Origin of the sequence: Dactylosporangium sp. CS-033363 (genome assembly GCF_050942475.1) — a bacterium.
In the GTDB taxonomy this organism is placed as follows: Bacteria; Actinomycetota; Actinomycetes; order Mycobacteriales; family Micromonosporaceae; genus Dactylosporangium.
In genome coordinates, this window is sequence record NZ_CP192032.1 from 6201658 (window position 1) to 6218052 (window position 16395).

At 69.0% G+C, this 16395-nt stretch carries 16 protein-coding genes; 5 read left to right on the forward strand and 11 right to left on the reverse strand.

The genetic code is table 11. The features are described 5' to 3' along the window. Position 1 precedes the first annotated feature (1 nt). A complete protein-coding gene (locus tag ACQPZ4_RS28675; protein ID WP_433041824.1) occupies positions 2-790 on the reverse strand; it encodes an LLM class flavin-dependent oxidoreductase in 789 nt (262 codons plus the stop codon). After that, positions 787-1431 (reverse strand): alpha/beta fold hydrolase, encoded by a 645-nt coding sequence (locus ACQPZ4_RS28680; protein WP_433041827.1) that lies wholly within the window; start codon positions 1429-1431, stop codon positions 787-789. The genes ACQPZ4_RS28675 and ACQPZ4_RS28680 overlap by 4 nt, the downstream gene beginning before the upstream one ends. An 83-nt stretch (positions 1432-1514) precedes the next feature. On the opposite strand from ACQPZ4_RS28680, the gene ACQPZ4_RS28685 reads away from it, so the two are divergent. From ACQPZ4_RS28685 to ACQPZ4_RS28695, 3 genes are all read left to right on the forward strand, one after another. Continuing rightward, positions 1515-2408 carry a LysR family transcriptional regulator gene (locus ACQPZ4_RS28685; protein ID WP_433041830.1) on the forward strand — a complete coding sequence of 298 codons (894 nt, stop codon included), beginning with the start codon at positions 1515-1517 and terminating at the stop codon, positions 2406-2408. 51 nt (positions 2409-2459) lie between these two features. Further along, positions 2460-3032, forward strand: a complete 573-nt coding sequence (locus ACQPZ4_RS28690) for an NADPH-dependent FMN reductase (RefSeq protein WP_433041833.1) — start codon at positions 2460-2462, stop codon at positions 3030-3032. Positions 3033-3145: 113 nt separating this feature from the next. Further along, positions 3146-3931, forward strand: a complete 786-nt coding sequence (locus tag ACQPZ4_RS28695; protein WP_433041836.1) for an alpha/beta fold hydrolase — start codon at positions 3146-3148, stop codon at positions 3929-3931. On the opposite strand, the gene ACQPZ4_RS28700 is transcribed toward ACQPZ4_RS28695, so the two are convergent. The 3 genes from ACQPZ4_RS28700 to ACQPZ4_RS28710 all read right to left on the reverse strand — a co-directional run bounded on the left by ACQPZ4_RS28700 (position 3932) and on the right by ACQPZ4_RS28710 (position 5789). Continuing rightward, entirely contained in the window at positions 3932-4204 is a 273-nt protein-coding gene (locus tag ACQPZ4_RS28700) for a GNAT family N-acetyltransferase (RefSeq protein WP_433041839.1), read from the reverse strand. Between the two features lie 413 nt (positions 4205-4617). Continuing rightward, complete coding sequence (locus ACQPZ4_RS28705) at positions 4618-5472, reverse strand: SRPBCC family protein (RefSeq protein WP_433041842.1); 855 nt, start codon at positions 5470-5472, stop codon at positions 4618-4620. After that, complete coding sequence (locus tag ACQPZ4_RS28710; RefSeq protein WP_433041845.1) at positions 5469-5789, reverse strand: ArsR/SmtB family transcription factor; 321 nt, start codon at positions 5787-5789, stop codon at positions 5469-5471. Before ACQPZ4_RS28710 ends, ACQPZ4_RS28705 begins: the two co-directional genes overlap by 4 nt. A 150-nt stretch (positions 5790-5939) precedes the next feature. Between ACQPZ4_RS28710 and ACQPZ4_RS28715 the strand changes: the two genes are divergently transcribed. Further along, positions 5940-6128, forward strand: coding sequence for a DUF3073 domain-containing protein (locus tag ACQPZ4_RS28715; RefSeq protein WP_433041848.1), 189 nt, complete (start codon positions 5940-5942; stop codon positions 6126-6128). On the opposite strand, the gene gsmA is transcribed toward ACQPZ4_RS28715, so the two are convergent. Beyond that, a complete protein-coding gene (gene gsmA / locus ACQPZ4_RS28720; RefSeq protein ID WP_433041851.1) occupies positions 6125-6790 on the reverse strand; it encodes a sporangiospore maturation cell wall hydrolase GsmA in 666 nt (221 codons plus the stop codon). The two genes, ACQPZ4_RS28715 and gsmA, sit on opposite strands and share 4 nt — an antisense overlap. Before the next feature lie 326 nt (positions 6791-7116). On the opposite strand from gsmA, the gene ACQPZ4_RS28725 reads away from it, so the two are divergent. Further along, the gene (locus ACQPZ4_RS28725) at positions 7117-8412 is read left to right on the forward strand and encodes a condensation domain-containing protein (RefSeq protein ID WP_433041854.1); all 1296 of its coding nucleotides are present in this window, start codon (positions 7117-7119) and stop codon (positions 8410-8412) included. 54 nt (positions 8413-8466) lie between these two features. Here the strand turns inward: ACQPZ4_RS28725 and ACQPZ4_RS28730 are convergent, their stop codons facing one another. The 5 genes from ACQPZ4_RS28730 to ACQPZ4_RS28750 form a co-directional block, all read right to left on the reverse strand. Next, a complete protein-coding gene (locus ACQPZ4_RS28730) occupies positions 8467-10782 on the reverse strand; it encodes a WD40 repeat domain-containing protein (protein ID WP_433041857.1) in 2316 nt (771 codons plus the stop codon). Beyond that, the gene (locus ACQPZ4_RS28735; protein WP_433041860.1) at positions 10779-12842 is read right to left on the reverse strand and encodes an AAA family ATPase; all 2064 of its coding nucleotides are present in this window, start codon (positions 12840-12842) and stop codon (positions 10779-10781) included. Before ACQPZ4_RS28735 ends, ACQPZ4_RS28730 begins: the two co-directional genes overlap by 4 nt. Continuing rightward, positions 12839-13702 carry a hypothetical protein gene (locus ACQPZ4_RS28740; protein WP_433041863.1) on the reverse strand — a complete coding sequence of 288 codons (864 nt, stop codon included), beginning with the start codon at positions 13700-13702 and terminating at the stop codon, positions 12839-12841. Before ACQPZ4_RS28740 ends, ACQPZ4_RS28735 begins: the two co-directional genes overlap by 4 nt. A 77-nt stretch (positions 13703-13779) precedes the next feature. After that, a complete protein-coding gene (locus tag ACQPZ4_RS28745) occupies positions 13780-16023 on the reverse strand; it encodes a WD40 repeat domain-containing protein (RefSeq protein ID WP_433041866.1) in 2244 nt (747 codons plus the stop codon). Next, positions 16016-16360, reverse strand: coding sequence for a CU044_2847 family protein (locus ACQPZ4_RS28750; protein ID WP_433041869.1), 345 nt, complete (start codon positions 16358-16360; stop codon positions 16016-16018). The genes ACQPZ4_RS28745 and ACQPZ4_RS28750 overlap by 8 nt, the downstream gene beginning before the upstream one ends. Between the last annotated feature and the right edge of the window lie 35 nt (positions 16361-16395).

Genomic DNA, 16395 nt, shown 5'->3' on the forward strand with positions numbered 1-16395 from the left:
GTCACTGACACGGCCCGGCCTTCACGACCGCGCGGATGTGGGCGAGGTCCAGGGCCTCCTGGTCGAAGTCGGTCAGCAGCCAGGTCGCGCCGGCTTCGCGGTACCCCCGCGGATCCTGTCCTGGTGACAGTGCGACGGCGACGTCGTAGGGCCCGGGCGCGCCGATCGCCGCCACGGCCTCGGCGAGCTGCTCGGGGTGGGCGAGGTTGATCGGGAAGAAGCCCTGGAACCGGGCGGCCCGCCGCAGCGGCTTGCGGCTGCCGGGGTACGACGCCACCCACACCGGGATCGCCGGCTGCACCGGCACCGGCAGGAACGTGACGTCGTCGACGACGTAGTGCGCGCCGCGGTGCCGGACCGGCCCGCCGGACCAGGCGGCGGTGAGGATGTCCAGGGCCTCGTCGAGCATCTGCCCGCGCAGCCGGTCGTCGGTCTGCTCGCCGAAGCGGGTGAGCTCGCCGCCGTACCGGTCTCCGCCGAGGCCGACGCCGAGGGTGAGCCTGCCTCCGCTGAGCCGGTCCAGGGTGGCGGTCTCGCGGGCGACCTTGGCCGGGCGGCGGCGCGGCAGCGGGGTCACCATCGGCCCGATCCGCAGCCGCTCGGTGCCGGCGGCGATCGCGGCCAGGGTGATCCACGGGTCGGCGGCCTGTTGCACCGGCGCGTTCCAGTGCAGGTGGTCCCACACGAAGAAGCCGTCCCAGCCGGCCTCCTCGGCCTCGGCGGCGAGCCGGACCGCCACGAGCGGGTCGGCGAGCGGATCGAACAGCGGCAGCCACACGCCGTGCTTCATGACGTGATCCGGATGAGTGTGGTGGCCAGCTCCATCGGGTGGGCGAGGGACATGCAGTGCCCGGACTCGATCTCGTCGGGCTGGATGCCGAGCCGCTCCGGGACGAGCTTGCGGAACAGCGCGGGCGGGAAGCACCGGTCCTCGGTTCCGAGCACAAATCGCGTTTGTACCGCGGGCCAGCGCGGCAACGGCCACGGCTGGCCGTACGCCGCCGTCGACGGGTGGGCGCGCTCGCGGCGCTGGGCCTCCTCGGCGAGCGGGCGGGGGACGTCGTGGAAGTAGGGGTCGTCCGGCTCCTCGGGCACGAAGTCGCGGTAGCCGACGTTGTCCCACCAGTCCGCCGGTTTCTCGCCGGGCGCCGGGACCATGCCCGCCGTCAGCACCAGCAGCCTTGCGCCGAGCCGGTCGGCGACCAGCGGCGCGGTGAACGCCCCGAACGAGTGCCCGACGACGACCGTGTCGCGCTGTGCTCCGACCGCTTTGACGGCCGTCTCGGTGTAGTCGTCGAGGTCGGCGCGGTCGTCGTCCGCGGGCAGGTCCGGTGCGACGACCTCGTGGCCGTGCTCGCGCAGGATCGGCGCGACCAGGTGCCAGGTCCAGCTCGACTCCCCAGCGGCGTGGATCAGGACGAAAGTGCTCATGTCCCCACGCTAGCCAGGTGGCTTGATGCTGAAAAGCGATTGGTTCCGATGATGGTCATCGGGTTTGCCGATAGACTCGGGCCGTGGAGCTGCGCCATCTCGCCACCATGGCCGCCGTCGTCGACGACGGCTCGTTCGGGCGGGCGGCGGCCCGGCTCGGCTACACCCAGTCGACGGTGAGCCAGCAGGTCGCGGCGCTGGAGAAGGCGGTCGGCGGCGCGGTGTTCGACCGGCCGGGCGGGCCGCGGCCGGTCACGCTCACCCCGCTCGGGCAGGTCGTGCTCGCCCACGGGCGGGAGCTGCTGGCGCGGGCCGGCGCCATGGCCGCCGCCCTGGAGCGGTTCCGGGCGGGCGAGGGACGCCTCGATATCGGTACCTTCCAGAGCCTCTCCACCACGCTGCTCCCCCGGCTCGTCGTGGCCCTGCGCGCCGAGTTCCCGGGCTGCGACATCCGGCTGTTCGAGGAGGAGGCGGACCCGCCGCGGATCGACGCGGTGGACCTGACCTTCTTCGACGGGCGGGTCGCGGGCGACGTCTCGCACCGCAAGCTCCTCGACGACCCCTACGCGCTCGTGGCCCGCCGCGGCGACTTCCCGGCCGGCCCGGTCGCGCTGGCCGACCTGCACCGGGCGCCAATGGTGGCCTGGCCGCCGGAGTGCGACCAGCCCCGGGTGGAGGAGGCGTTCGCGCGGGCCGGGGTGCGGCCACGACTCGTGTTCCGCACGACGAGCAACGAGGCCGTGCTGTCGATGGTGCGGGCCGGGATCGGCTCGGCGGTGCTGCCCCGGCTCGTGCTCGGCGGGCTCGATGACGCGCTGTCGGTGCATCCGCTGCGGCCCGCGTTCCCGCCGCGGGAGATCTACCTCCTGTGGCCGGCCGGGCGCACATTGTCACCCCTGGCGGCGCGGGCGGTCGCGCTTTCCGTCGAGATCGCCGGCTCGCTGTCCGGTGAGATTGCTGACATGGCAACTATCTGACGGTTGGACTATCTTGGCATCCGCACGAATCGGCTCCGTCGAGAGGTCGCCATGTCGCTCCCCGTTCTGCAGATCATCGCCGCCAGCACCCGGGACGGCCGCAAGGGCATCGCCGTCGCCCGCTGGATCGAGCGCTTCGCCGAGGCCCACGGCGGCTTCGAGGTCGAGTTCGTCGATCTGGCCCAGGTGAACCTGCCAATGTTCGACGAGCCGAGCCACCCGCGGCTGGGGCAGTACAAGCACCAGCACACCAAGGACTGGAGCGCCACGGTGGCGCGCGCGGACGCGTTCCTGTTCGTGACGCCGGAGTACAACTACTCGTTCCCGGCGTCGCTGAAGAACGCGCTGGACCACCTGAGCGCCGAGTGGAACAACAAGGCCGTCGGCCTGGTCTCCTACGGCGGCGTGTCGGCGGGCCTGCGCGCGACCACGGCCCTGCGGCCGGTCCTGGCCGCGCTGCGGCTGTTCCCGGCGGCCGAGGCGGTGTCGATCCCGATGTTCATGCAGAGCATCAACGAGGACGGCGAGTTCGTCGCGCCCGCCCCGGCCGAGGCCGGCGCCAAGGCGATGCTCGACGAGCTGGTCCGCCTGACCGGCGCCCTGACCACGCTGCGGACGGCGTAACCCTCCTTCGCTCCCACCGCCCGGCCGCGGCGACGGCGCGCTGCACGCCGCGGCCGGGCGCTTGCCCGAGTGCGCGGCGGACGGTTGATCCTGCCGGCAGTACCGTCGAAGGCATGGAAAGCGGCGTCTGGCGCGATCTCGTCGTGGCCGAGCCTCCCGGGTTCCGGCCGCTGACCCTGGACCTCTTCCGTCCCGCGTCGACCGGCCCGGTCCCGGTCGTCGCCTGGATCCACGGCGGCGCCTGGCTGTTCGGCAGTAGCAAGCGCGACTCGCCGGAGCTGGTCGGGGCCCGCCTCGAGGAGCGCATCCTCGGGGCGGGCTTCGCGCTCGCCCGGATCGGCTACCGGCTCAGCGGCGAGGCCCGCTTCCCCGCCCAGCTGGACGACGTCCGGGCGGCGATCCGCTGGCTGCGCGCCGCGTCCGGCGAGCTCGGGCTCGACCCGGAGCGCATCGCCGTGTGGGGCGAGTCGGCGGGCGGGCAGCTGGCCGCGCTGGCCGCCCTCACCGGCGCGGGCGACGACGCGGTCCGCTCCGCGGTGATCTGGTACGGCCCGTCGAACTTCCTCACCATGGCCGCCCAGAGCCATCCGGAGGACCCGGACCACGACGCCGCCGACTCCCCGGAGAGCCTGCTCATCGGCGGCCCCGTCCAGCAGTTCGCGCGCGAGGCGGCGGCGGCGAGCCCGGTCACGTACGCCTCGCCGGCCGCTCCCCCGATGCTGCTCGTACACGGCGGCGACGACCGGATCGTGCCGGCCGAGCAGAGCCGGGAGCTGCACGGGCTGCTGCCGAACTCGCGGCTGCACATCGTGCCGGGCGCGGGTCACTGCTTCATCGGCGCCGACCTCGAACCGCTCGTCACCGAGGCCCTGGAGTTCCTGGCGGTCAGCTTCCGCTGATCAGCGCTGCTCCAGGCGGGCCTGCAGCGCTCCTCGGATCTGCGGCCAGTCGTCGTCGAGGACGGCGTACACGACGGTGTCCCGCCAGGAGCCGTCGGCGCGGCGGCGGTGCTTGCGCAGGACGCCCTCCCGGGTCGCGCCGAGGCGCTCGATGGCCCGCTGCGAGCGCTCGTTGCGCACATCGGTGACGAGCGCGACGCGGACGGCCTCGAGGGTCTCGAACGCGTACGTGAGCAGCAGCAGCTTCGCCTCGGCGTTGACCCGCTGCCCCACCAGCGGCGGCCGAGCCAGGTGTGCCCGATGTACAGGCTGCGCAGGGCCGGGTCGGGGTCGGCGAACGAGGTCGTGCCCATGAACGCGCCCGTGGCCGGGTCGAGCTGCGCGTAGGGCAGGCGGACCCCCCTCGCGCGGGCGGCCAGCGCGGTGACGATGTGCGCGCGGGCCTCGCCGACCGTCGTGGGGTGGGCCAGCGCCCCGCTGGGCGGGCTCTGCCAGCGGAAGATCTCGGCGCCGTCGTCGACCGCGGCCAGGTACCCGGCGGCGTGCTCCACCGTCAGCGGTTCCAGCCGGACGTGCGGGCCTTCGAGAGCGGGCATGGCGTACCAGAGACCTGGATCGATCATGCCCGCCATGCTCTCAGGCGTTGCGGTGCCGCGCCCGCCCTTGTCCGCGGCCTTTGCCGCGGCTCAGCCGTTCGAAGCGGCTGCCTCGCGGGCCACGTGGGCGATGGCGCCGCCGCCCCACTGCTCGATCGCCGGGTCGAGCTCGGCCTCGTCCGTGCCGTCGACGTCCAGGATCAGCCGGGCGCCGTGCCCCGTGCCCTCGCCGAGGCGCAGCTGGACGCGGGTGCCGGGCTCGCCCTCGGCGGTGTCGAAGAGGAACTTTTTTGGAGCGTCCACCTCGACGACTGTGCCGAGCAGCTGGTCCGGGGCCGCAAACGGGTGGAACGGCTCCCCCACGGCCGGCGCCTGCTGTCCGCCGAAGAAGATGCTCCAGGCGCGCTCGGCCGGGCAGGTGAGCTGGCGCTCGAAGCGGACGTGCCAGCCGGTCGCGTCGCGGGTCACCCGCGGGCGGTCGAGGCCGAAGCGGGTCACCAGCTCCTCGTGGCGGGTCACACCGCGGTCCGGGGCCGGCGGCTGCTCGCCCGCGAGGTCGGCGGCGAGGGCGCGCATGCACAGCTCCCAGCCGGTGGCGAAGCTGGCCGCGCCCGGGCGATCGTCGAAGTGATGGACCAGGGTGAACCTGGTGCCGCCGCCATCGGCCTCCAGCTCGAACTCGAAGCGCTGGTCGCCCCACAGGAACGCGAAGCGGCGGGGCGGGTCGACGGCGAGGACCTCGCCGTCGGAGCCCCCGTCGCCCAGGTCGCCGAAGCGGATCTTGCCGCCGGGCGTGAGGTCGAGGGTGACGCCGGTGGGGAACCAGCGGGCGAGATGCTCGGGGGTGGTCACCGCCCGCCAGACCCGCTCGATCGGGTGATCGTAGGTGCGCACCACGCGGATGCTCGGCCGCGCGCCGTCGTCGTGCAGTTCGGGATTTCTCACGGTTCGTCCCCTTCGCGGAGTTCGTCCAGGTGACGGCCCAGCAGGTCGAGACGGTCCTGCCACATCCAGCGGTACGGCTCGAGCCACTGCGCCACCTCGATCAGCGGCTCGGGGCGCAGCTCGTACCACCGGCGCTGGGCATCGGCGCGGGCGGTGACGAAGCCGGCGTCACGCAGTACACGCAGATGCTTGGACATGATCGGCTGGCTGACGCCCAGGTCGTCGGCGAGTTCACTGACCGACTTCGGCCCGTGCCGCAGCCGCTCGATGATGTCGCGCCGCGCCGGCAGCGAGAGCACCTCAAAGATCGAGAGCACCTCCTGAACATACCCCGCGCGGTATATACCGTCAACGACTTGCACACAGATGGCGGACGGGGTCGCCCGGATTTTGCACACGCGCTATCGTTACGGGCACGAATGGACTTCAGCGCTTACAGCGCGGTCGAGGCGCATCGGGGGGCGACGATGGGACGTGGACGGGCGAAGGCCAAGCAGACGCGGATCGCGCGGGAGCTGAAGTACTTCAGCCAGCCGACCGACTTCCACGCACTGGAACAGGAACTCAGCAGTGACCCCCGGTCCGCGGCGGAGCCCGAGGAGGACACCGCCGCGTGGACCGATGACGCCGACCTACCCGGGAGCGTCCGCTACTAGATCGCCAGGTCGTACTGGTACAGGTTGTACTTCGCCATGATGGCGGTCAGCTTCGTGGTGTACTGCGGGTCGGTCGCGTACCCGGCCTTGTGCATCTCGGCCACGAAGCGGTTCGGGTCGTTCTTGTACTGGAACGCGACGCTGTAGCGGGCCAGCCCGGCGAGCGTGGCGCCGTGGTCGCGGAACGAGTCCGCGGCGCTGTTGTACTTGCGGAACGACGCCGAGGTCGGGAAGCACGCCCCGGCCTTGGTGCACTCGCTGGTGGCGTGGCTGGCGCAGCCGATCGCGTACGCGCCCTGCCCGTTGCACTTCATGCCGAAGAAGTTCTTGTCCACAGTGGACAGCGCGCTCTTGCCCCAGCCGGACTCCAGGATGGCCTGGGCGAGCGTGACGGATGCCGGCACCCCGTGCTCGCGGCGGCTCAACTGCGCCCCGGGCGCGGCCGCGACGATGAACTGCGCCGGGGTCATGGTCCCGTCCGGCTCGGGCAGCGCCACCACGGGCAGGGGCTCGCCGGCCTGGCGGCAGTCGTCGCCGTGCGACCGGCACGAGAACATGGGCCCGTCCGCGGTCGCGGCGGAGGCCATGCCGGCCCCCACGGCCAGCGAGACGAGCGTCGCCGCGAAGACGGTGGCGAGCGTACGCCGGATGGTGGGGAACATGCAGGGCCTCCTGTCGAACGTTTGGCTGGTGACACCACCAAAGGTCGGACAGGCCCGGAACATCCCGGTGCGCTCCCGGTTGCAGCGCAGTTGCACCCACCGTCAGCCGCTCACCTGATGTCGTTCAAGCGTCACGGCGGGCACCAGTGACGGCTGTGGCGACCCGGACAGTCGCGTAGCTTTCAGTCCCCGAGCAGCGCCGACCGGCCCGGCAGCCGCGCCAACCGGCGAGCCGCGCGAGGCACACATACACTCTCCGCCGTCGATGCGAGGGGGTGGGCATGCCGGAGACGGTGCTTGTTCGGTTTCGGGCGGATGACCGTGGGGTGGCGGAGCTCAGCTGGGGGCAGCGGGAGCTCTGGGGCGGCATGGTGCGCCAGGAGACCTGGATGCCGATGGGCATGGTGGTGGCGCTGCCCGCCGGGACGACGCTCGACGACGTCTGTGCCGAGCTGCGGTTCATCCTGGAGCGCTTTCCGTCGCCGCGGACCCGGCTGCGGTTGCGGGACGGGCGGGCGCCCTTGCAGGTGGTGGCGGGCGACGGTGCGGTACCGGTGGAGGTGGTCGATGCTCCTGACGACACCGATCCCGCCGGCGTTGCGGCGGGCGTGAGCCGGCGGTTGCACGAGACGGCGTTCGACTTCGAGCGGGACTGGCCGGTTCGGACGGCGGTGGTGCGGCATCGGGGAAACGTCACGCATCAGGTGACGGTCGTCTGCCATCTGGTGAACGACGGGTTCGGCGGGTTGCTGCTCGCCCGGGCCGTGGCCCGGTGGCACGCGTCGGGGCGGGTGGACGAGGCCGGCGGCGGTGGGATGTCGGCGTTGGAGCAGGCTCGGTGGCAGGGGTCGGAGGCGGGGCGGCGGCAGTCGGGTTCGGCGTTGCGGTACTGGGAGAAGACCCTGCGGGCCATCCCGGCCCGGCGATTTCCAGGGGCGGTCGACGTGCGCGAGCCGCGGCACTGGCAAGGGGAACTCGTCTCGCCCGCGTTGCACCTGGCCGCGCAGGTGGTGGCCCGGCGGACCGGCACGGACCGGACGACCGTGTTGTTGACCGCGTTCGCCGTGGCGCTGGCCGGCGCTACCGGGATCCGTCCCGTTGTGGTGCGGGTCGTGGTCAGCAACCGGTTCCGCAGCACGCTCGCCGCCGCCGTGAGTCCGGTCAGTCAACCCGCGTTGTGTGTGCTCGAGGTGGACGGGCTCGACTTCGACGACGCGGTGGTGCTGGCGGGGAGGCGGGCGCTCGCGGCGTACAAGCACGCCTATTACGACCCGGGCGAGCTCGATGCGCTGCGGGAACGGATCGAGGCCGAGCGGGGCGAGGAGGTCGACATCGCGTGCTACTTCAACGACCGGCGGCCCCCTGCGACCGTGGACGGTTCATTGCCGGGGGCGGACGAGGTTCGGGACGCGCTCGGTTCCACGGCGTTTCGGTGGATTGCCCGGCAGGATCGGCCCAACGAGCGGATGTTCCTGACGATCGCCGACGAGCCGGGGACGGTACACCTGGATGTCTGTGGCGACACCGCGCACATTCCACCCGGGGTGCTGGAGGCGTGCGTGCGCGGGATGGAAACGGTCACCGTGACGGCGGCAACCCGCCCGGCTACGGGAATGGGATGATCCACAGACAGCCTCACCGGGCGACACGGCGTCAGCGATGCTGCGAGTCGCTTATCAACCAGAAACACGCAGGTCGAAGCGGGCGACTCCGGTTCCCGCTACGAACACGGCAGGCACGCCGTCCGACGGGATGACGATGACCTCGGTGATGTCGCTGGGTATTGCCAGCGGATGTCCGACCTCGATACCGTTCCGGGCGTCCCAAACCCGCAACGTGCCGTCCAATCCTCCGGTAACCGCGATTGTTCGGCCGTCAGCGAGCCGGCCGCAACTGATCGCCGATATGGCATTCGTATGGCCAGTCCATGGCGTCCCGATCAGCGTACCGTCCGGGATGTGCCACGTGCGTACAACGCGGTCGAGGCCGCAGCTGACGAGCATTGACCTACCATCTACGGTCGCGAACGTGATGTCGGTGATCGGGCCGTCATGTGCTACCCAGGGCTGAGCAAATGGCACTCCCCGCGTGAGGTCGATCAGTTGGATGTGATTGTCTCGCGACGCCATGACTGCCGCCACCGGACCAATCCCGGGGACCAACGTGCAGCGAATTTTGGAAAGATCATAGAAGCCGCAGACTATCGGCTGCCCACGGCCTCGGCCCGTTTGCACGTCCCAGCGACACAGAATTCCTGACGAATGAACAGTGACGGCGATCATCCCACCATCCCGCAGAGGTGCGAAGGCCGCCGCCCGCGCCTCGTCCAGATCGACGAGATCGCCGTCCTCCAAGGAATCGCTCGCCAAGGACTCGACAAAATCGGCTCGGATCGCACCATCGGCGAAGCATTTCCAGAGGCTGGCCGGCCCTGTCTCGCCCTGCATGACAGCAAGAACGTCGCCTCCGCCGTCGGTAGGTGCCGATAGCGCAAGCGGGTAGCTGGCCAATTCTCCGAGAAGCTCGCCGGTGCCGGTGGCCCGCACCTCAATATGATCATTGTTGTCGACCACCAGCAACGAGGAGCCGTCCGAATGCGTCGTGTGCGCTATCTTCGACACGATCCCACTCGACCGCCGGCGAGTCACAGAGCCCAGGGTGTCAAGATCGCACATGCGCACGTTGTCGTCCCAGGTCGCCATGAACGCAACAGTTCGACGATCGCCAAGGGTGCTGCACGCTGTCATGCCGGCTCCGTGAATGTTCTCGATCGACAAGCCGGTGACCCGCTCTCCAGTCTCCACATCCCAGACCTCGACCGAGACGACCTCGGCCACGATCACCAGAACTCGCCCGTCGGCCATCTTGGCGGTTGCCAGCCGCGAAATCGCGCGGTCGCGCCGCCCAAATGGTTCCCCCAGACGCTGTGCGGTGGCGACATCCCAGCGCTGCAGACCACCCTCAGCGGTGGCGGTGACCGCAATGGCTCGCCCGTTCGATGTGGTGACGCAGGCCAGGACCGAGCCGTGGACGGGCCAAGCTCGGGCCAGCGATCTGCCGGTCGGCAAGTCCCAAACGCGGAGAGCATTGTCGGCGCCCACTGACACGAGCAACAGGCGCCCGTCGCCAGGAACCACAGTGGTCATGGCGCGCACGGACCTGAAGTAACCCGGCAACCGGGCCGACAGGGGTCGGTCGGCCCGCATGTCCCAGAAATATGTGCTACGGCCGACCACGAGCGCGATTGGACGGCCGTCCGGAAGCGTCGCGCACAAGACGGCCTCAACGGGTCTGAGGCTACTGATCCGACTCCGAACTCGAACGCCGGTGAACAGGTCGTACACCACCACGGTGGCGCCCAGGCCGACCGTCACCAACAGCGCGCGTCCGTCCGGCATGTCAATACAGTTGAGTGAAAGCAGCGCATGCTCAACGCCATCGCTGATCCAGTCAGCTACCGAGGTAATGGTTTCCGCATCCCATACGAGAATGCGGCCTTCAGCAGTGGCGATGATGACCAGCCGCTGCCCATTCGCGCGGTCGAAACACACAAGGTGGGCGACATCGGCTCGCATCACGATCTCGTTGGTGTCGACGGACCAACGAACCCATTGAGGCAGCCATACGGAGTCCGGATGCACCATCAGGTCAAGTGATCCACCGACGGCCGCGATCAGGAATTGCAAGGCGTCGGCGTTGCTGGCCGGTGCGTCCCACCGCCATGCGTAGGCTACCTGACGCCACCAACGCACGAGGCTGCCGGGCGAGGAGGATGTTCCGGTCAGCGCCCGCAGGCGCACGCCATCGACGTAGGGGAGAAATTCCGGCGCCAGTACCTTCGAGTCCAGACTACCCGCCACTGCGGCGTGCTCGATGAGGTGGCGACGTATGTATGGTGGCGGACCGGGCCGTCGCTCAGCCAACGGGAGCAGCTCACGTACGATCCTCGCCTCGACCACTCGGATCGGGTCAAGCTCTTCGAAGCGGCTCACCGCGAGCCTCCGGCTCCCGGGGATCGTTCGGGCGGATCCAGCAGTTCGCGCCAGCGCTCCCGCAGCGTGGTACGCAACAGATCGTGGAACAGCCTGTATACCGTAACGCCGTCCTCCGTGTCGGTCACGAGGTAGGCCCCGAGTCTCGACGTCAACAGCCAAGCGATGTCGGAGTCGCCATAGTATGCGCCGTCGTCATCCACCGCGTGAGCGACCAGAGGCCAAATGTCACGCCAGGGCAGGCCTGCGCCATACGCGAAGGCGACCGCCCTCAGCAGGATCACCGCGCGATAGCGTTCGATCGGCTCGCGCAAGCTCCGGTGGAGGTCATCGCGGAACACGCCGACGACACCCGCGTCGAGCGCGGCCAGCCATTGGTCATCATCAGGATCGATGATTGTCTTGTTGGCGACCAGCGATGAGGCTGCGATGCGAGCAACCAGGAAGGACCGCCCGGATCTGCCGCTGAGCGCCGCAGCGATCGCAGGGATGGAGCCGGGAGCGGCAGCCGGGTACGGCGACCCCTCCGAGTGCGCGAGGATGCCGGCAACGTACGCGGCCAGGTCGGCCTGGTCCCACCATGGCGGCTGATCAACCGCGATCCGACGCGCGCGCAACAACGTCTCGGTGGCCTCGGCGAAGGCGGCCGTTCCAGTTGCGGTCGCCGGCGTGCCGGCGGAATCGTTGCCGGCTGCGAGCGATCGGACGCCGACCAACAATCGGATTCGAGGACGGAGGTGATCGATTTCGAGCCGGGCCAGAACCTCTCGCACCAGAGCTTGTGGCTCGGCGGCCTCGTCGAGCGCATCGACAATGATCGTCACCGGCTGCCGCTGGTCACGGAGCCAGTTGTGCCATGCTTCGAGGCGTTCCTCCACCGTTGGCTCGGCGTGTGTCGTAGTGGGTGGAGGGACCCGAAGGGCGGCGCAGATCTGCGCGATGACCTGGGTGTGGAGCTTGCCGGTCGCGACGACGGCGCAGTCCACGGATCCCGCCGGGGGCACGAGGTCGCCCGGGATCGCCTTGATGTCCTCCTGGAAGTCGGCGAGGAACTGGTCGTCGGTGAGGGTCACCAAGCGGGCCAATGCGGCAGATTTTCCGCAACCGGCGCCGCCGGTTACCACGACTGCTCCGGGGTCACCGGTGACCGCGCTGATCAACGCCCGCATCAAGACCGCGCGACCGGCGAAGAGCCAGCCCGGCTCGTCATCAGTCGCGACGCCTCGGGCGCGAGGGCTCCAGTGGGTCGCGAGGTCCCCACGTGGCAGTGCGAGCTCGTGACGGGCCGCGGCGATGGGCACGCTGTCTGCGTCACGATGGTGTGGATTCGGAAGGCACACATGAGGACCGGTCAACTGGCTTCCGTACAGCGGCAGAAGGTTCTGGTCGAAGCCCCGCTCGGCCAGCTTCGCGCCAACGTCCTGAACGAAGACACCGACGTCGAGGTAGCGGCCCTCCCCGTAGCGCCGGCCCTCGGGTGCCCGGAGATCGGCAAGAAACGCGGCGATGGCCTCGGTCAATGCGCCGGCAACCGCCGTCTGGTTGCGGGTCGCGCTCGGCAGGAGGAGCCAACGCTTTTTTTTGTGCTTGTCAAGGCGAAGGACGTCGGCCGCGACCTTGCCCGCATAGCAGGCATCGACGATGACGAGGAGGCTTTCCACCGCGGTGTCCGCCAGCCAACCGATCAGGTCGGCGGTTCGCAATGCCGTGCTGTGCAACATGTCTCGCTGCGTCTCACGCAAGATCAGATAGTGGGTGTCATCGGCGCTTTCACCGTGGCCGGTGATGTACACAACCGCAGCGTCGGCGGCAGTCCACTGCCGTTTGGTCGCCAGGTGTTTCAAGCCGGCCCGAACCTGGTCCTCCGTCGGGTCGCCCGCCAGCTCCGGCAAGGTCGACGTGAAGCGACGGTCACCCAGTCCGTCGCCGCACATCCAGGACCGGATGACCTCAACCTCACGCTCGACCGGCAACGGCTTCCAGCTCGGATCGTCGTACGTGCCGGTAGCGATCGCGATGAAGTGCCGACGGAGTATGTCCTCGTCGAGTTGGTCGTTCATCCCGCCGCCATGAAGGGCAGCGCCCGCAGCACCACCTCACCAGTGGCCTTGCGGCTGAGATAGCGCTCCACGGAGTGGCTGTTGCCGCCGTTGTCGACCGGCAGGTCCTCCTTGATCTGGGGCCACCAGGAACGCAGATCACCCGCGCACGCAACGGGATCTCGCCGGTCTCGGATGTTCGACCAGACCGGCACCGCCAGAGGAGCGACCGACAGTCGACTGCGGACCATCCGGAGACCGAGCGGCGAACCTACCGTCAGCAGCGTCTTGACGCGGTGTTCGGTGTTCTGCCGAAGATATTCGTAGGCCACCACCGACCCAAGCGAGTGCGCGACCAGCATCTGACATTCGTCACTCACTGATTCGCGTACCCGGGCGTCGATGCGCTCCTTCACGTCGGCCTTGACGAGATAACGGCGCACCTGCCGCAGTACCCCGAGGTAGAGCACACCGGCGGCTGCTCCGAAGCGCCGATCTATGGCGCGCAGCAGCACCTGTAACGGCCGGGGTACGCGCGTGTAGGCCTTGGACACCTCGTTCTCGGCGGCCGCCACATCTTCATCGCTGACGACATCGGCCATCGCGTCCCGAAGCTCCGCCAGCTCAGCCTCGTCGGCTCCATCGAGGACCGCTTCATCGTCGGCTGACTTCTCGGCCGTCCCCGGCTCCGCGGTCAGGTAGACATCGCCGTAGAACGCCATGTCGAACTGGGAGATCGACAGTCGCCGCTGGGCTGCTCGCTCCAGGCCGTCACTCAATGCCGGCCGCCAAGTCGCCAGCAACTGATGGCGGCCGAGATGATGCTGGCCGATCCCATGTACTCCAAGAAGGGCCGCCGTCTGGATCTCCGTGACATCCACCGTTCGAGCCTGGACCAGCCGTACTTCGGCGCGCAACCGTCGTACCGTCCATCAATCCGCGCCGTTCGTCGGGAGTCCTACCGAAATCCGACCACTCGTTCCAGGACAGCGAGATCACGACCGAAGCCCACTGCCAATTGTCCTCCCGAAGCCAACCGCAGGCAGTTGATGGGGCGCGGAAACTGGAAGGCCATGATCTCCTGCCCACTCGACACGAGCCAGGCTTGAACCAAACCAGTCACGTCCCCACCGACGACGATATGCTCATCATCGACAACGCCGCTCGCCAAGGAGGTGAAACCAGCCGCTTGGGCGACCAGAACCTCGCGTTCCCGCAGATCCGGCAGGTCGAACACGCGGATGGTGCCGTCCGCGCTTGCACTCGCGACGATATTCCCGTCGCCGGTCATCGCGATCGCGGCGACCGCGCCCCCATGGGCAAGGACGTTCACCTCGGCAGTGCGGTCCCACAGGTCCCAGCGTCGAATGAACCGGTCCGTACCCCCCATGAGGAGGTACGGATGACCGTCAACCTGCGCGGTCGCGAGGGTCGTAGTCCATCCCACGTCAACCGTTCTCGGCTCGGCGGCGGTTGCACCGGTCGCCGTGTCCCAGAACCGAACTGAGCCGTCATGGCCGGCGCTGATGAGCACGGTTCGGCCTTCGAGCCTCGCGAACGTCAAGTCTGTGACCCAGCCGGTGTGCCCGGCCAGCGAATCGCCTGCAGGCGCAGGAATGAGCGGATCCCAGAACCGAATCGTTCGGGCGGTGTCGGCCACGGCAACCAGGACCCGGCCATCCACTTCGCCGACATCCAGCGCGGTGGCCGGAAAGTCGAGCCGCCATTGCGCAAGGACCTCGCCGTCCGCGCAGCGGTGAATCCAGACGCTCGGACCACCACAGCTCACGAAGACCTGATGGCCCGCCATGTTGCCTGAAGTGACCGCACCGACAGAAAATCGGTGTCCGGGACGGGGTTCACCGAGATCAGACCGGGGCGCGAGGGTCCAGGTACGGACAGTTCCGCCGGTCCCACCGCTGACTGCGGTGTCACGCCCGTTGACTGAAGCTACTCGGACGACTTCGTCTTCGTGGCCGGGCAGATACTGCCAACCGCGCAACGCGTCGTACACACCGACGTCGTCGCCGGAGGCGGCTACCAGCCGATCGCTCGCGGCCCGGTTCGACCGGATCCAACTCACCGGGTAACGGCTCTGCGTGCAGGTATCCGTCACCACGGATCGGCTTTGAATGTCCCACGCCCGAAGTCCGCCTCTGCCGTCGGCTGCAACAATGATCGGACGGTCGGCAACGGTCGCGACCTCGATCGTTCTCGCGCCCTCCGGCATGCTGCCCAAGGGTGCTGGTCGGTCCTCATCGGCATCCAAACGCCAACATGCCGCAGTCCCGTCGGCAAGTGCCATGACCACGTACGCATCCGCCAATGCGAGGTCGTTCGCCGGAGAGTCGATCTTCAGCGCACGAATCACCGCTCCGGTGGCTCCGTCCCAGATGCGCACCAGGAGATCGCCGGCGGCGCTGGTCACAACGCAACGCCCGTTCCAACTCCCGGCCGCCAACGCCGTGACCAATCCACCCAGCTTGGCTTGGCGGTCCTCCAGCTCACGACCGCCCATCACGTCCCACCAACGGACGCGGCCGTCATCGCCGCCACTCACGGCCAAGAAGCGCCCACCGCATGTGCACAATGCGAGCGCCCGCACCGAGCCGACATGCGCATCGATCGGCGGGCATAGCGACTGGCCGGTCAAGGCGTCTCTGATGCGGAGAGTCCCATTCGCATCACCGCTCGCCACTACTTCGCGATCAGCGTGCTGAGCAGCCGCGAGTGCACGCACCGCAGCTCCGTGGCCGGAAAGCGTTGCCATCAGCGCATGCGTGACCTGCGCGCCCGTCGACCACGTAGGAGCCCACGAAAGCGCCTGCCGGAGATCCGCGGGGTTGGCCAGCTGTCTGCTTACCGCGGGCGCGTCGAACCGTGCTGCGTCCAGAGCCAGCACCTGACGACGCTGCCGAGGAGCCATCGAGGTGTGTCTGACAGCGGATGCGCGCCAAATCGCCGCGTGGATCCGTGCAGCAGGCGACTCGACCAGGTCGAGTTTGGCCGCGAGACCAGCCGGATGGGCATGTACGAGAAATTCTGGATCGGCTACCAGTTCGTCGATTCGGCCGGCGTCCAGCGCGTAGTCGAGAAGGTATCGCAGCAGATGCGGGTTCGCTTGCTCCCACCGGGGACGTCCGGACCCGCGATCTACACCGGACAGCAAGGCGTTATAGATCGCTTCCGCGCGGTCAGGCACTGGGGGCGGCATCAGGCCTGCGCCAGAGCAGCCGAACCTCGAAATGCGAATCCGACTTGGCTCTCGAGATAATCGCCCCCTGCTCTGCGCTCAGACGAACGCTGAAACCGATCTCCACCTCATCAGGAGTCTCATCGAGTTCCCGGACCGTCTTGATGATTGCGTTCGCGGCCGGAGTGATCTGCCTGAGCGCCCGGTCCAAGCTGGCACTGGCGACCAGGGACCCCGACGCCCGGCCGGCCCGGACGAGGTCACTGACGTCGTCGCGGTCGACATCAACGAAAGCGGTTCCGCCGTTGTCGACCGGGAACTGGATCACGTCGGATGTGAAGGCCACACCGTACTCCCATCAGCCGCGCCTCATATGCTGCT

What these genes read in the sequence shown, in the direction of transcription:
- ACQPZ4_RS28680 (WP_433041827.1), bottom strand. Translation starts at nt 1,431, where the DNA reads ATGAGCACTTTCGTCCTGATCCACGCCGCTGGGGAGTCGAGCTGGACC.
- ACQPZ4_RS28690 (WP_433041833.1), top strand. Translation starts at nt 2,460, where the DNA reads ATGTCGCTCCCCGTTCTGCAGATCATCGCCGCCAGCACCCGGGACGGC.
- gsmA (WP_433041851.1), bottom strand. Translation starts at nt 6,790, where the DNA reads ATGTTCCCCACCATCCGGCGTACGCTCGCCACCGTCTTCGCGGCGACG.
- ACQPZ4_RS28735 (WP_433041860.1), bottom strand. Translation starts at nt 12,842, where the DNA reads ATGAACGACCAACTCGACGAGGACATACTCCGTCGGCACTTCATCGCG.
- ACQPZ4_RS28695 (WP_433041836.1), top strand. Translation starts at nt 3,146, where the DNA reads ATGGAAAGCGGCGTCTGGCGCGATCTCGTCGTGGCCGAGCCTCCCGGG.
- ACQPZ4_RS28675 (WP_433041824.1), bottom strand. Translation starts at nt 790, where the DNA reads ATGAAGCACGGCGTGTGGCTGCCGCTGTTCGATCCGCTCGCCGACCCG.
- ACQPZ4_RS28715 (WP_433041848.1), top strand. Translation starts at nt 5,940, where the DNA reads ATGGGACGTGGACGGGCGAAGGCCAAGCAGACGCGGATCGCGCGGGAG.